Genomic DNA, 15,027 nt, shown 5'->3' with positions numbered 1-15,027 from the left:
CCGTCACTCTAGTCCAGCAGGTCCAGCACCCGGTCGCTGAAGGGCAGCGCGGTATGCCGGACGCCCTGCACCAGGTCGAGCGTGCGCGGCAGCGGCGCCGGACCCGGTGTCGGGACCGTCCCCAGCCAGAGCACGGCCCGTGCCGGCAGCGCGTCGTCCAGGGTGTCCCCCAGCGGTGGCGGCAGCTCCGGGGTGCTCCGGTCCTGCTCCCACGTGCGCATCAGGGCCTGCAGCCCGTGGCCGGGGGCGCTCGGACCGCGGTGCTCGGTGGTGGTGCCCTCCCGCAGCGGCACCACCCGGTGGTCGAGGCCGGCCGCGGCGGCCTCGGTGGAGGCCGCGACCATCCGCCCGGTGGCCTCGACGTCGGTGCGGTCCCACCAGGTGATGGCCCGTGCCCCGGGCAGGTCGCCGGCCAGCTCGACCAGCCCGTCGCCACCCGCCAGGGCCAGGGTCGCCGGTCCCCGGGAGGACAGCAGCTCGACGTGCCGGGCGAGCCGCTGCGCCCGGGTGGTCCCCAGCCCGGCGGCATACCGGGCCAGGCCGGCGAGCGCGGCGGTGGCGTCCTCGCCCTGCCAGGAGACCTGACCGGACGCGTCGGGCCGTCCCCGCAGCAGCTGCGCGGGCCCGAGCTGCACCGTGCCCGAGCGCCCCCAGCGGCGGGCCAGGCTCTCGTGCGAGAGCACCCCCCGGCCGTCCGCGCTGCGCCGGGCCCCCAGGCTGACGAGCGGGTCGCTGAGCAGCACCGTGCCCGCTGCCGTGCCGAGCACCACGACCCAGCTGCCGGCCAGGGCGCAGGCGCGGGCGGCCGCTGCGTCGACGCCGTCCTCGCGCAGCAGGTCCAGCAGCGGCCCGGCCACCGCCGATGCCCCGTCCGTCCCGTCGTCGACGTCGACCGGCTCGCCCAGCACCAGCACCCAGTCGCCGCCGTCACGGTCACCGTCACCGACGAGGGCGTGCGGCAGCGCCGGGTGGCGCAGCAGCGTGGTCCTCGCGGTGGCGTCGCCGGTGCCGGGCAGGGTCTGCCGGGGCCAGCCGGCCGGCCCCGCCTGGCGACGGACGTCCGTGCCGAGCAGCAGGGCATACCCACCGGGCCAGGTGAGCCGTTGCAGCGCCGCCTGCCGGTGCCGCTCGGACAGCGACCTGTCGACCTTGCCGCGGACCGTCCCGGGCAGCCGGCGCAGCACCGCGCGCTGCACCCGGGGTCGGAGGGGCTCGGTGCGGGCGCCGAGCCGCACCTGCGGGACGTCCTCGAAGAGGCGGGTGAAGAGCACCCGGTCCCGGCGCGAGGGGTAGGGCAGCGACAGCATGGTCTCCAGCAGCACCCGGTCGTTGAAGGGCAGCAGGATCCGGTGACCGAAGTCGCCGTCGACGAACTTCTGCCACCCCCAGCGGCCCATCCGCTGCTCCCAGTAGAAGACGTCGTGATGGTCGTAGCCGTGCAGCCGCTCCGGGGTGAAGGAGGCGCTCTCCAGGTAGTCCCCGTAGGCGGCCCCGGCCAGGTCGTCGTGGGCGCCCCGGGGGCCGCCCATCATCATCTCGGTCAGCCGTCGCGGGCTGAGCGGCTCGTCCCGGCGGGCACGCGCGAAGGTGGTCCCGGACTCGGCGCCGTTCGACTGCAGCTGCACCAGGTCCCGCGGCAGGTCCGCCCACATCGCGTGCGCGGCCCCCCGGGAGGGCACCAGGGGGGCGTAGGTGCGGCGGTGCAGCACGTCGAAGGTGCCCCCCTCGGGCGGCTGGCGCCAGCGCAGCACCCGGTGCGGCACCCCGAGCGCCGACGCGACGGCGCTGGCACCGATGACGTCCTCGGCCGCCCCGGCACCCCGGGCGGCGTCCCGGGGGTTGAGGTAGGTGAAGGTCAGCCCGTCGCGTTCCCGCAGCAGGTCACCGGCGACCGCGGCGGTGACCCGGCTGTCCATCCCGGCGGTGAGGCTCACGGCGGGGCGTCCCAGCCGGGACAGCAGCTCCACGTGCGCGGTGATCCGCTCCCGGAAGGCCGCGTACACGGCGTCCACGTCCTCGGTCCCGACCCGTGGTTCGCGCGGCCAGAACCGTTCCTGCTCGATCGTGGCGGTCGCCCGCCCGTGGTCCAGGGAGAGCCGGGCGAGCAGGTTCGGCAGCAGCGCCCGGACCCCCCGGTATGCCGTCCGGTGACCGGGCATGAAGGCCGTCCGACCGGCCAGCCGGGTCCGCATGGTCTCCAGCAGCGCGACCGACTCCTCGTCCGGGCCGGCGCCGAGCGCGTCGGCCACCAGCGACGCCGAGCTGGCCAGCGCGACACGGCCCCCGTCCTCACCGAGGAACACCGGCTGGGAGGCGTGCGTGTCCGGGACCACGAGCAGCTGGCTGCCGGTGTCGCCCCCGCCCCCGGTCCCGCTGCTGGATGCGGTGCCGGCGACCAGGGTCCAGCGGCCGCCCAGCGCCGCGGCCTCGTCCACCAGCGCGCTCTCGCCGGCGTGGTCCCAGGTGGTGCACAGCCGGCCCGCGATCACCTGCGGGTCGACCAGGCCCGCGGCCACGTCCACCGGGTGCCCGAGCAGGACCAGGACGCCGGCCCGGCCGGTGGCGGAGGCGAGCACGGTGCGCGGCTGCAGGTGCAGCGTGGCCCCGGGCAGCAGACGCTCCTCGACCCGCCAGCCGTCCGTGTCGGCGGGTGCCCGGAGAGGAGGCGGGGACCCCGGGGCCGTGGCGGGCCCGGCGAGCAGCAGGTAGCCGTGCGGGTGCGCACCCAGCAGCACCTGCTCCGGGTCGGGCGTGGTCTCAGGGTTCACGGCAGGTCCTCACGGGGTCGGCGGTCGGGTCCGGCACGGGGTCAGCCCACTCCCAGCGCGCGCGCCAGCACCTCGGCGATGCGTGGTCCGGCGTGACCGTCCCACAGCGGCGGCACCGGGGTCGACCCGGGGGCGGGCCGACCGTCGGCCAGCACCCTGCTCACCTCGTCGGCCAGGCGCTCGCGGGTGACCAGACGGTTGGTGCCCTCGGTGATGGTGACCGGACGCTCGGTGCTGGGGCGCAGGGTCAGGCACGGCACCCCCAGCGCGGTGGTCTCCTCCTGGACCCCGCCGGAGTCGGTGACCACCGCGGCGGCCCCCTGCACCAGGGAGAGGAAGTCCAGGTAGCCCAGCGGTTCCAGGACGGTGATCCCGCCGTGCTCGAGCAGCCCGGCGCGGGTCAGGCCCGCCCGGCCGCGGGGGTGCAGCGGCAGCACCACCGGGACCTGGTCGGCGACCGCGTGCAGGGCCGCCACCAGGGGACGGGTGTCGTCGGGGTCGTCGACGTTGCCGGGGCGGTGCACGGTGGCGGCGACGTAGCGGGGGTCGGTCTGCTCCAGCACCCCGCGCAGGGTCGCGATCCGGGCCGGGTCCAGCTGGTGCACGTGCCGCAGCACGGTGTCGATCATCGGGTTGCCGACCAGGTGCACGGTCGCGGGGTCGACCCCCTCCCGGTGCAGGTGCGCGACCGCGTCGGCGCTGGTCGCCAGCAGCAGGTCGCTGATCCGGTCGGTGACCAGCCGGTTGACCTCCTCGGGCATGGTCCGGTCGCCGGAGCGCAGCCCGGCCTCCACGTGCGCCACCGGGATGTGCAGCTTGGCGGCGACCAGGGCCGCCGCCACCGTCGAGTTCACGTCCCCGTAGACGACCACCATGCTCGGCCGGTGCTCGGCGAAGACCTGCTCCAGGGCGACCATCACGGCGGCCGTCTGGGTGGCGTGCGAGCCGGAGCCGACCCCCAGGTCGACGTCCGGGCGGGGCAGTCCCAGCTCGTCGAAGAAGACCTCGCTGAGCTGCGCGTCGTAGTGCTGACCGGTGTGCACCAGCAGCTGGCGCACCGGGTGCTCGCGCAGGGCGGCGAGGACCGGGGCCGCCTTGGGGAAGTTCGGCCGGGCGCCGACGACGTGCAGCAGCAGCGGCGCGACGGCGGGGGTGCTCACCGGTCGCCCTGCTGGTCGGTGCCGGTGCCGGTGCCGGTGTCTGTGCGGTCGGGAGCGTCGTCATCGTCGTCGAGGACGGAGACCTCGAGGTCCTCCGGCAGCCGGGCGGCGAGCGCGCGGACGACCTGCTCGTCCACCGGGTCCAGGCCGTGCGGCCCGCCCCGGGCCAGGTGCCAGAGCTGGTAGTGGTGGCGCAGCTGCGCCAGCCGGGTGCCGAGGTATGCCCCCCAACCAGCACCATCACCGCCGTCGCCGGTGCCACCGTGGTCACCGGCGGCGAAGACCTCCTCCGGCACCAGGTGCTCCAGCACGTAGCCGTGTGCCCGGGCCGCCGCGAAGACGGGCTGGTCGAGGATCAGCAACGGTCGGAAGCTGGCCTGCTCGCGCTGCAGCGCGGCGACCTGCTCGACCAGCGCCTCCGCCTCGGGCCCGCTGAGCCCGGTGGCCAGCACCCCGACGACCGGCAGCCGGTCCACGCCGGGTCCGGTCAGGTACCTGCCCCCGTGCAGCGGCATCAGCACCTCGCCGGCGCCGTGCCGGGGCGAGAGCACCCGCCAGACCAGGTCGGTGAGGACCACGCTGCCGCGCACCCGGGGCAGCACGGTGCTGGTCACCGCCCGGTAGCCGGGGGTGCGGCGGACCCAGTGCGCCAGCTGCTGCTGCCGGCGTCGGGTGCCCGGGGGCAGACTCATGGGGCACCTCCGGCGACATCCAGGATGTGTGCGGCGGCGGCGGCGGCGCCGTTGCCGGGGTCGGCGTCCCGGGCCCGTGCCGCCAGCTCGGGGCCGCGCCGCACCAGCTCGTCGACCAGTGGCCCGGCCCGGCCGCCGGTGAGGGTCGGTGCGCTCAGCGCCCAGCCGGCGTGGGCGGCGTGCTCGGCGCGCGCGCCCTGGTCGTCCAGCGAGGTCCGGGTGTTCGGCACGAAGAGGGTGGGCAGGCCCAGCCGGAGGGACTCGTGGAAGGAGTTGTAGCCGGCCGCGGCGACCGCGTAGTCGAAGGCGGCGAAGTGCTCCGAGAGCGGGAAGTGGCGGACCAGGTGCACGTCCCCGGTATACGCCCGGTCGGCGATGTCCGGAGCGGTGACGCAGACCCCGATCCCGCGCTCCCGCAGGGCCACGGCGGCGGCCCCCACCTCGTCGTCGGTGCTGTTGATGTTCCCCGCGCCCAGCGACACCAGCGCCAGCGGCCCGTCGCCCGGCAGGCCCAGCGCCTGCCGGGCGGCGGCCCGGTCCTGCAGGTCGCCGGGGTCCACCAGGGTGACCGGTGCGACCCGGGCCACCTCACCGTCGGCGACGGCGGCGGTGGCGCCCCGGTCGGCTGCCGCGGACAGGTCGCCGGGTTCCAGCACCGCGTCGAACCAGGCCGCCTTCTCCAGCTGCGGCTCGTTGCGGTCCTGCTTCCACATCCCCCTCCGTGACCACACGGCCCGGGTCCGCGGGTGCGCGGCCAGGGCCACGTCCAGGCCGGAGTAGGGGTGGGTGCCGTCGAAGACGAGGACGTCCGGGTCGAGGCGGTCGAGCACCTCTCCGACCCGTTCGGCGAAGAGCTGGCGCCAGCTCGCGGCCCGCAACCCGGAGGCGCCCTGCGAGGGCAGGTACTCCCAGGAGATGCCCTCCTGTCCCACCACCGGGACCGCCTGGGACAGGGACAGCACGTGTCGACGGGTCCCCTCCGGCATCCGCCGCGCGTAGGCCAGCAGCCGGGTCAGGTGCCCCATCCCCGCGCCGTTGCTGGAGACGAGGAGGACGGACGGCATACCGGCGATCATGGCACAGGGCGTTATGCTCGGCCTCGCGCCCGTGCGCGTCTGGATCGTCGAACCAAGCTCTCGAAGGAGTCTGCCCATCGTGGCTGTGGACGCTGTCATCATCGGACTGGGATACGTCGGTCTGCCGCTCGCGCAGGAGGCCATCCGGGCCGGCCAGAAGGTGCTCGGGCTGGACATCCACCCCGGCGTGGTGCAGGCCCTGAACGAGGGTCGCTCGCACGTGGACGACCTGGACGACGCGGCCATCGCGCAGATGCGTGAGGGCGGTTTCGAGGCGACGACCGACGAGACCCGGATCGCCGAGGCCAGCACCGTGGTGATCTGCGTGCCGACCCCGCTGTCGAGCGAGGGCGGACCGGACCTGCGGGCGGTGGAGTCGGCGGTCGACGCGGTCGCGCGGAACCTGCGGCCCGGGATGCTGGTGGTGCTGGAGTCGACGACCTACCCGGGGACCACGGACGAGGTGGTCCGTCCGAAGCTGGAGGCCGGTGGCCTGGTCGCGGGCCAGGACTTCCACCTGGCGTTCTCCCCGGAGCGGATCGACCCGGGCAACAAGGACTTCGGCGCCAAGAACACGCCCAAGGTGGTGGGTGGGCACACCCCCGCCTGCAGCGACGCGGCGGCCGCGTTCTACGGCGCCTTCGTGGACACCGTGGTGCGGACGAAGGGGACCCGGGAGGCGGAGACGGCGAAGCTGCTGGAGAACACCTACCGGCACATCAACATCGCGCTGGTCAACGAGATGAGCAGGTTCTGCCACGAGCTGGGCATCGACCTGTGGGACGTCATCACCGCGGCCAGCTCCAAGCCGTTCGGCTTCCAGGCCTTCTACCCGGGCCCGGGCGTGGGTGGGCACTGCATCCCGATCGACCCGAACTACCTGTCGCACAACGTGCGGGCACGGCTGGGCTACCCGTTCCGCTTCGTCGAGCTGGCGCAGGAGATCAACGCCGGGATGCCGGCCTACGTCGTCTCCCGTGCCCAGGACATCCTGAACACCGCCGGCAAGGCGCTCAACGGCTCGAACGTGCTGCTGCTCGGGGTGACCTACAAGCCGAACATCGCCGACCAGCGCGAGAGCCCGGCGGTGCCGCTGGCGCGGCTGCTGGCCGCCAAGGGCGCCGTGGTCTCCTTCCACGACCCGCACGTGCAGGACTGGCATGCGGTGCCGGAGGCCACCAAGGCCACCGACGCCGCGCAGGCCGCCGGTGAGGCCGACCTGACGATCCTGGTGCAGAACCACCGGGACTACGACGTCGAGGAGCTCGTCGCCGCGTCCCGTTCCTTCTTCGACACCCGCGGCGCGGCTGCCGGAGGGGAGAAGGTCGTCCGGCTGTGAGCGACCTCGGCCCCGAGCCCCGGAGCCAACCGGTCGCCCTGAGCGCCGAGGACGCGGAGGCGCTGGCGTCCCGGCACGGGATGCAGCGGGTCGCGACCCGTCCCACGCTGCGCGCCTACCTCGCCGACATCTGGCGCTACCGGCACCTGATGTGGTCGTTGGCCAAGGGCGAGGTCGTCAGCCAGCACCAGGACAACTACCTGGGCCTGCTCTGGTCGGTCATCAACCCGATCCTGCTCGGCGTCGCCTACTACCTGATCTTCGGGGTGCTGCTCGGGCTGGACCGGGACGTGGAGAACTTCGTCGCCTTCCTCACCATCGGGCTGTTCACCTTCACCTTCATCTCCGCCACGCTCACCTCCGGCGCCCGCGCGCTGCTGGGCAAGGTGGGGATGATGCGCTCGCTGGCCTTCCCCCGGATCCTGCTGCCGATCGTGGTCGTCGTGTCCTCCTTCGTCAACGCGGTCCCGGCCTTCCTGGTGCTGCTCGTCATCGCGCTGGTCAGTGGTGAACCCGTCACCTGGGAGTGGTTGCTCTACCCGATCGCCCTGCTGATCGTGGCCGCGATGGGGCTGGGGCTGGCGCTGATCATCTCCCGCGTGGTGCACGCGGTCCGGGACCTGGCCAACATCGTGCCGCTGGTGGTCCGCCTCCTGCGCTACGTCTCCGGGGTCTTCTTCTCGATGGAGGCCCGGCTCGCCACCATCGACAACGTGCCGGCCTGGCTGTCGTCGGCGCTGCAGTACCAGCCGGTCGGGGTGGCGCTGACCCTGGTCCGGGAGACCCTGATGCAGGGTATGCCGCTGCGCTGGGAGACCTGGGCCATCGCCGGCGGCTGGGCGCTCGTCCTGATGGTCGTAGGGTTCTTCGTCTTCTGGCGCGGGGAGGGAAGCTATGGCCGCGCCTGACCGGACTGCGCCGCCCGTCGTGGACGACGACGGGCGGGTTCCCTCGGTCGTCGTCTCGCACGTCGACATCACCTACCGGGTCTACGGCAGCTCCCGGCGCGCCGAGGACAACGACGAGGCCGGCGCGGTGAAGCGGCTGCTGAGCCGCAGCACCCAGGGCCTGGGGATGCAGGAGGTGCACGCCGTGCGCGACGTCTCCTTCGTGGCCTACCCGGGGGAGTCGATCGGCATCATCGGGCGCAACGGGTCGGGCAAGTCGACGCTGCTGCGCTCGGTCGCCGGCCTGGTTCCGCCGACCAAGGGCGACATCTGGCTGGGCGGCAAGGCCGCTCTGCTGGGGGTGAACGCGGTCCTGCTGCCCAAGCTGAGCGGGCGGGACAACATCTGGATCGGCACACAGGCCCTCGGCCTCACCCCGGCCCAGGTCCGCGCGACGATGGACGACATCATCGACTTCGCCGACATCGGCTCGTTCATCGACCTGCCGATGAGCAGCTACTCCAGCGGGATGGCGGCCCGGCTCCGGTTCGCGATCTCCACCGCCATGGTGCCCGAGATCCTCATCGTCGACGAGGCGCTGGCCACCGGGGACGAGCACTTCCGGGCCCGGGCCACCGCGCGCATCGAGGAGATCCGCGAGCAGGCGGGGACGGTCTTCCTGGTGGCCCACAGCCGGCGCCGCATCGAGCAGATGTGCACCCGGGTGATGTGGATGGACGACGGTCGGCTGCTGGCCGACGGCGCGCCCAAGGCGGTGAACGGCCTCTACAGCCGCAAGTACGGCAAGCACCGGCACATCTGGCGCCAGCGCTACGACGAGGTGCACCGGGTGATGGAGGAAGAAGGCGTGGAGGCGGCGCACGAGCTGCTCCGTCGGTGGGAGCCGGGGGCCGGCTGGTGAGACCTGGCCGGATCCTCGTGGCGACCGTCGTGCACCATCCCGACGACGCCCGCATCCGGCATCGCCAGATCGCCGCGCTGCTCTCGGCCGGCTGGCAGGTGACCTACGTCGCCCCCTGGGACGGCTACGGCCTGGAGCCGCCGCTGGACGTGCCCGGCCTGACCCCGGTGGACGTGTCCCGGGCGAGGGGCCGACGCCGGGTCGCGGCCCAGCGGGACGCCCGCCGGGTGCTGCGCGAGCTCGGCCCCCGGCACGACCTGGTCCTGCTGCACGACCCCGAGCTGGTCCCGGTGACCCTCGGGCTGCGGCTGCCGCCGGTGGTCTGGGACGTGCACGAGGACACTCGGGCAGTGGTGGCCCTGCGCTCCTGGGTCCCGGACGCGCTGCGGGGACCGCTGGCGTCGGTCGCCTCCTCGGTGGAGCGGCTCGCCGAACGGCGGATGGGCCTGCTGCTGGCCGACCACGACTACGCCGACCGCTTCGCGCGGGAGCACCTGGTCGTGCCGAACACCACCCCGGTACCCGCAGACCCGCCGGCCGCCGGCCAGGTGGACGAGCAGGGACGGCTACGGGTCGTCTACCTGGGCAGTCTCACCCACGAGCGCGGCGTCCAGGAGCTGGTCGCGGTCGGGGAGCAGCTGCGGCGGCGCACCGAGGACAGGGTCCGGCTGGAGATCATCGGCCCCGGGCACGGGACCGCCGGGGACGTGCTGGCCACGGCCCGGGAGGCGGGGCACCTGACCTGGACGGGGTTCCTGCCGGCGGGCGAGGCGCTGGCCCGGCTGGACGGTGCCCTGGCCGGCCTGTCCCTGCTGCACGACGTCGCCAACTTCCGCCCGAGCATGCCGACCAAGGTGGTGGAGTACCTGGCCCACGCGGTGCCCGTCATCACCACCCCCCTGCCGCGGGCCGTGGACCTGGTGCAGCGCAGCGGGGCCGGGGTGGTCGTCCCCTTCCGGGACGTCGAGGCCACGGTGGATCAGCTGCTCGCCTGGGCGGACGACCCGGCCGCCGCCGCGGCTCTGGGACGCCGCGGGCACGAGCTGGCGCTGCTCGAGCTGGACTGGGCCCAGCACGCCTCGGCCTTCGTGGCCGAGGTGGCACGGCTCGCCGGTCGCCCCGCCTGATCAGCCGTCGGCGTCGACAGGCCTGTCGCCGTCGCTGTCGGCGGGCGTGCTGCCGCGAGGGGTGAGGGCGCGGGCATACACCTCGTCGTAGCGGGCGGCGAGGGCCTGCCAGGTGCGCCGCGTTCGCACCCACTCCCTGCCGGCGTCCGCCAGCTGCCGCCGGCGACCCGGGTCCTGTCGCAGCGCGTCCAGCACGTCGGCCAGGGCGTGCGCGTCGCCGGGCGGGAAGGCCAGCCCGCGTTCGTCGTCCCCGATGATCTCGCGCAGCGCGGGCAGGTCGGACACCACCACCGGCAGGCCCGTCGCCATCGCCTCGTAGGGCTTGAGCGGCGTCACCAGCCGGGCCGCCCGCTCGTCGGTGCGGGGGACGACGAACACGTCCAGCAGGGCGTAGTGGTCACCCACCTCCTCGTGCGGGACCGCCCCGGTGAAGACCACCTGCCCGGCCACCCCCCGCTGCTGGGCGAGCTCCTCCAGCTCCTCGCGGCGGTCCCCCCCGCCGACGACCACCGCGGTGGCGGCGACCCCGCGGTCGCGCAGCAGGCGGACCGCCTCGACGAGCAGCTCCTGTCCCTCGCGGGGGTGGTCCAGGTTGCTCACGTAGCCGAAGGTGAAAGTGCCGGCCAGCCCGTGCCGCTCGACCAGGTCGGCGCGGCGCGGGCGGGGCCTGATCGCCTCGGTGTCGACCCCGTTGGGGACGACGAGCACCCGGTCCGGGTCCACCGGCGGGCCGTCCTCGGGCGCCGGACGGGCGAGCAGGTCCGCGCGCATGGACTCGCTGAGGGTGACCACGGCGTCGGCCTCCGCCAGGCAGGAGGTCTCCACCGCGCGGCGCAGCCGGTAGAGCTCGGACCGGCTCGCGAGCTCGGCGTCGTAGGTCCACACCGCCTCGAAGAACCCGCGCACCTCGTAGACCACCGGGATCCCAGTGGCCCGCCCCACGGCCAGCGCCGCCAGGGCCAGGTCGTACCCCCGGTGGCCGGAGTGCGCGTGCAGCACCGCGGGCCGGTGCTCGCGCACCACCTCGAGCAGGGCCCGGGCCAGGGCGTCCTGGTGCTCGTCCAGGTGCTCGCCCTCGGGCACCTGCTCCCGCAGCAGCCGCAGGTGGGTGACCTCGCCGACCACCTCCCGGTCGGGGGCCCCGGGCTCCGGGAAGTCCAGGGTGGTGACGGCCAGCACGTCGGTCCCCGCCCGGGCCCGCTCACGCAGCAAATAGAAGGAGCGCACGGCATACCCGCTGGTGCGGTGCGGCAGCGAAGTCTTCAGCAGGTGCAGCACCCGGCCCGGGACGCTCTGCACCGCGGTGGCCGGCAGGTCACCGGGCCGCCACCCGGGGGTGAGCTCGCGCAGTCGACCCTCCTGCTGGCGCACCAGGTGGTCGCGGCGGGGGTACGGCCCGCCGGGGACCTGCGCCCACCGACGCAGCAGGGCCAGCCGCAGGCTGGGTTCGCCGGCCCGGGTCGCCGCCTGGGCCGCCTGCTGGAGCAGGGCGGAGGACGCGTCCGGGTCGGTGAGCACGGCCCGGGCCAGGTCGAGGGCCTCCTGGTGCCGGCCGTCGGCCGAGAGGTCGACGAGCTCACCGAGCTGCCCCAGCACTACCGCGGGAAGCCTCCCGCGGTCCGGGTCGGACCCGAGCACGTGCCCGGGCACCGGGCGCACCGGGTCGCCGACCACCCGCCTCAGCCGTTCGAGCAGGTCGCCGTCGTCGACCGTCACCGCCGTGACCCGGTCCCAGTCGAGCAGGTGGACCCAGGGCAGCACCAGGTCACCCTCCTCCAGGTGCACCACCAGCCGGCTGGTGCCGGTGAGCAGCAGACCGACGCCGAGGGCGGCCCGGGCGGCGCGCGGCACGAGCACCACGTCCGGCGGGGAGTCCCCGCGCAGGGCGTCCGCCAGCGGGCCCTCCTGGCCCCCGGTGTGCCCCCGGCCGGCCGCCAGCCGGCGCCCCACCAGGTATGCCGTCGGCTCCGTCCCCCGCAGCCTGCCCGGCAGGTCGGGCCGGGGCAGCGCGGCGACCCGGACCGTCGGCGCCACCTGCAGGCGGTGCCGCAGCTCCGTGTCGTGGGCCGGGTCGGCACCGGGTATCACCAGCACCTGCAGACGCTCGTGGTCCCAGCGCCGTGGCGCGCCTGCCGGCACCGGGGAGGTGAGCTCCCGCCACAGGGCGGTAGCGCGCACCGGGGCCAGGAACGCGTCCGGGTCGGTGACCAGCGGCGAAGGGCGCGTCGTACGGTCGTGCAGCGCGGGGTGGAAGAGCACCTGCAGGGCGAGGGTCGCGCTGCGGACCACCTCCTCGTGGTGGGCGTCGTCCTCGCGGTGAGCACCGTCGGGCCCCGTGCCCAGGCGCTCGAGCAGCCGCCCGCACAGCAGCGCGACCTCCTCGTCGGTGCGCCCGGCGTCACCGTCCTCCTCCAGGGCGTGCCAGGTCGCCCAGGTGGCGAGGAGCGGGTCGTCCGCGCCGAGCGCGACGGTCAGCGCCGGCAACAGGTCGGCCGCCCGGCCTGTCCGTCGCGAGCCGTCCGGTCCGGCGGCGCTCGCCAGCGGGGCGGCGAGCACGGCCCGTGCCTGCTCCCGGGCGATCTCGCGCAGCGCCTCCGTGCCGGTGCGGACGGAGGGGTCCGGGGCGAAGCGGTGGGCGAGGGCGGCGGCGATGTCCCCGCCGTCACCGAGCACCACCACCACGGTGGCCCTGCGCACCGCGGAGCGGAACCAGGGGTCGAAGGCGAGGGCATACCGGGTGCGGGCGGCCGCCGGGGCGACCCGGTCCGCGACCCGCAGCAGGGGTCGTCGCCAGCGGGAGGAGGTGTTGCCGGCCCGCAGCACCCGGGGCGCCGGCCCGGACCCGCCGACGGGGCGCTGCCGGGCCGCGCCGGAGACCGCGTCGCCGGAGGCCGCCGCCCCGACGACGGCGTGCCGGACGGTGACCCCGAGCGTGCCCAGCGCGACGACCAGGTCCTCCTCGGGCACCGGCTCGAGGTCGGTGCGCAGCAGCAGCAGGGTGGGGGAGGGGACGGTGCCGCTCACGGCGCCTCGTCCACACGCAGGCCGGGTAGGGCCTCCCGGACGGCGGCACCCTGCTCGGGGGTCAGCCAGGGGGCCATCACCCAGCGGGGTCGGGCGCCCCAGCGCTCCCGGAGCGTGTCGGAGATGCCGAGCAGGTCCTCCGGCAGGCCGCTCGGACCGAGGGTGAGCAGCTCGGGCGTCAGCCACACCTCGGTCCGCTCGGCGCTCACCCGGACGGCCTGGTCCCGGTGCAGGGTGACCACGGCCGGGTCCAGGACGACCAGGCGGTGCACGGTGGAGGGGTCGACCCGGGAAATGGGGTGCACCACCCGGTCCAGCAGCAGGTCGTCCCACTCGTGGGCCAGGTGCGGGCGGGTGGTGCTGTCCGTCTCGCGTCCCTCCTGGTGCCACAGGCCGACCGGGGTGTCCTCCGGGGATACCGTCAACCGGTCCAGCAGCCAGCGGGTGCCCGGGGTGGGCCGGTCCTGCGAGAAGGCGCCGAGGTATGCCGTCGCGAAGGTGGTCGGCACCCGGCGAGCCGCGTCCAGGTCCCGCACCCAGGCCGGGGGGACGGGGAAGGGGAGGGTGGCCAGCTGCTCGTCGGTGACGTGCACGTCGGCGCCCTCCTCGACCTGGCGACGCAGCCGCCGGTGCCAGGCCGTGAAGGAGGCCCGGAACCGGAACCGGTCGGGCGCCATCCAGGAGAAGGTGAAGTCCCCGCGGGACAGCGAGCCGGAGCGCAGCCGGGTGATCGCCAGCGGTGCGGGTACGTCCACGATCGGGCCCGCCAGCAGCGCCACCCGCTCGGCGAACTCGGAGTCGGCACCCTTGCGCACCGGCAGGAAACCCCCGGTCCGTCCCAGCACGGAGCGGCGCAGCAGCAACGAGGAGGCGTTCTCACGGATCGCCCGGTAGCCCAGCCACTGGTGGGTGAGGTCGTCCTTGGCGCGCACCGCCCGGCTGCGGCTCATCGGCGCGGCGGGCTCGGCCTCGAGCGCACGGACCTGCAGCTCGACCCGGCTCGGGTGGGACCAGTCGTCGGCGTCCTGGAAGGTGATGTAGGTGCCGTGGGAGTCCGCGACGGCCGCGGCCCGCCCCAGGTAGGAGCCGCCGTTGCGGGGCATCCGCAGCACCCGGACCCGTGGGTCCATGGCCTCCGCCTCGGCGAAGACGTCGGCATACCCCGGCCCGGAGCAGTCGTCGACCAGGATGATGTCCAGGTCGCCGTAGGTCTGGCCGACCATGGACCGCACCGCGGTGACCAGGCCCTGGTCCGGCTGCCAGCACGGCATGATCACTGTCACCGGCTCGCCCCCGGTGGAGCCGGCCGGGGCCGACGGGGCGTCCAGCCGGTCGAACGGGGACAGTGCCGGGGCCGCCAGCAGCTCCACCGGTGCCAGGCCCTGCTCGTCGAAGCGGGCGCTGAGCAGGCTGGGCCACCCGGCCCCGTCCGCCCCGGGCACCGCGTACGGGTTGGCCAGGTCGGTCCGCAGGTAGTGCTCGGCGTCGGGGTGCAGGCCCTCCACCCCGGGCAGCAGCGCCGCCAGCTCCCGGTGCCGTCCGGCCAGGTAGAGCGTCTGCAGGCTGGTGAGCTTCAGCGGGTGCCCGAGGGAGGCCATCACCCCGGCCTGCCAGAGGCGCTCGAAGAGCAGCGCGGAGCCGAGCAGCTCCTCGGTGTCCCGCTGCAGACCCGCCCAGGTGAAGGCCACCCCGACCAGCGCGGTGCGCGCCACCCGGTCGGTCGGCGGGTCGCCCGGCCTGCCGTCGAGCACCCGGGTCAGCAGGTCCCGCGGCGAGAGGGTGTCCCCGGTCGCCAGCCCCACCAGGGTGTCCAGCGCTGCCGGGGACCGGGTCCGCAGCGCCTGGTGGAAGAGGCGGACCGGGTCGGGTGGCCGTCCCGTGAGGCGCAGCTGCCGCCCGAGCCACGGGTCGGCACGGTCGGTGGCGTCGGTGCGGGTGGGGCCGGTGCGGGTGCTGATCGCGACTCCCCTCGCGGGTCCGTGGACGGGTCCGGGCCGAGCCTGCTGGGTCCCGGCCACGGGGTAAAGTGAAC

10 protein-coding genes are annotated in these 15,027 nt (G+C 75.1%); 4 read left to right on the top strand and 6 right to left on the bottom strand.

Annotated features, from left to right (window positions below):
- Positions 1 to 8 precede the first annotated feature (8 nt).
- Genes ACI3EY_RS00900 through ACI3EY_RS00885 form a run of 4 tightly spaced genes read right to left on the bottom strand, consistent with a single transcriptional unit; the run spans position 9 to position 5,684 of the window.
- Positions 9 to 2,768 (bottom strand): hypothetical protein, encoded by a 2,760-nt coding sequence (locus tag ACI3EY_RS00900; protein WP_405039089.1) that lies wholly within the window; start codon positions 2,766 to 2,768, stop codon positions 9 to 11.
- Between the two features lie 41 nt (positions 2,769 to 2,809).
- Positions 2,810 to 3,928 (bottom strand): non-hydrolyzing UDP-N-acetylglucosamine 2-epimerase, encoded by a 1,119-nt coding sequence (gene wecB, locus ACI3EY_RS00895; protein ID WP_405039088.1) that lies wholly within the window; start codon positions 3,926 to 3,928, stop codon positions 2,810 to 2,812.
- A complete protein-coding gene (locus tag ACI3EY_RS00890; RefSeq protein WP_405039087.1) occupies positions 3,925 to 4,620 on the bottom strand; it encodes a hypothetical protein in 696 nt (231 codons plus the stop codon). Before ACI3EY_RS00890 ends, wecB begins: the two co-directional genes overlap by 4 nt.
- Positions 4,617 to 5,684 (bottom strand): UDP-N-acetylglucosamine--LPS N-acetylglucosamine transferase, encoded by a 1,068-nt coding sequence (locus ACI3EY_RS00885; protein WP_405039086.1) that lies wholly within the window; start codon positions 5,682 to 5,684, stop codon positions 4,617 to 4,619. The genes ACI3EY_RS00890 and ACI3EY_RS00885 overlap by 4 nt, the downstream gene beginning before the upstream one ends.
- A 91-nt stretch (positions 5,685 to 5,775) precedes the next feature.
- Here ACI3EY_RS00885 and ACI3EY_RS00880 point away from each other — a divergent pair, with 91 nt between their 5' ends.
- From ACI3EY_RS00880 to ACI3EY_RS00865, 4 genes are read left to right on the top strand one after another with little or no spacing between them, the layout of a single operon-like run.
- Entirely contained in the window at positions 5,776 to 7,035 is a 1,260-nt protein-coding gene (locus ACI3EY_RS00880) for a nucleotide sugar dehydrogenase (RefSeq protein WP_405039085.1), read from the top strand.
- The gene (locus ACI3EY_RS00875) at positions 7,032 to 7,943 is read left to right on the top strand and encodes an ABC transporter permease (RefSeq protein WP_405039084.1); all 912 of its coding nucleotides are present in this window, start codon (positions 7,032 to 7,034) and stop codon (positions 7,941 to 7,943) included. Before ACI3EY_RS00880 ends, ACI3EY_RS00875 begins: the two co-directional genes overlap by 4 nt.
- Complete coding sequence (locus tag ACI3EY_RS00870) at positions 7,930 to 8,844, top strand: ABC transporter ATP-binding protein (protein ID WP_405036984.1); 915 nt, start codon at positions 7,930 to 7,932, stop codon at positions 8,842 to 8,844. The genes ACI3EY_RS00875 and ACI3EY_RS00870 overlap by 14 nt, the downstream gene beginning before the upstream one ends.
- On the top strand, positions 8,820 to 9,971 hold the full coding sequence (locus ACI3EY_RS00865; protein ID WP_405039083.1) for a glycosyltransferase: 1,152 nt from the start codon (positions 8,820 to 8,822) through the stop codon (positions 9,969 to 9,971). Before ACI3EY_RS00870 ends, ACI3EY_RS00865 begins: the two co-directional genes overlap by 25 nt.
- On the opposite strand, the gene ACI3EY_RS00860 is transcribed toward ACI3EY_RS00865, so the two are convergent.
- Both ACI3EY_RS00860 and ACI3EY_RS00855 read right to left on the bottom strand, forming a co-directional pair.
- Positions 9,972 to 12,995, bottom strand: coding sequence for a glycosyltransferase family 4 protein (locus tag ACI3EY_RS00860; RefSeq protein ID WP_405039082.1), 3,024 nt, complete (start codon positions 12,993 to 12,995; stop codon positions 9,972 to 9,974).
- Entirely contained in the window at positions 12,992 to 15,013 is a 2,022-nt protein-coding gene (locus ACI3EY_RS00855) for a glycosyltransferase family 2 protein (RefSeq protein ID WP_405039081.1), read from the bottom strand. Before ACI3EY_RS00855 ends, ACI3EY_RS00860 begins: the two co-directional genes overlap by 4 nt.
- Positions 15,014 to 15,027: the final 14 nt, after the last annotated feature.

Source organism: Serinicoccus shuyuelongi, from assembly GCF_045032955.1.
In the GTDB taxonomy this organism is placed as follows: domain Bacteria; phylum Actinomycetota; class Actinomycetes; order Actinomycetales; family Dermatophilaceae; genus Ornithinicoccus.
The sequence above is the reverse complement of the archived record's forward strand: the minus strand, read 5'-3'. Positions and strand labels throughout refer to the sequence as shown.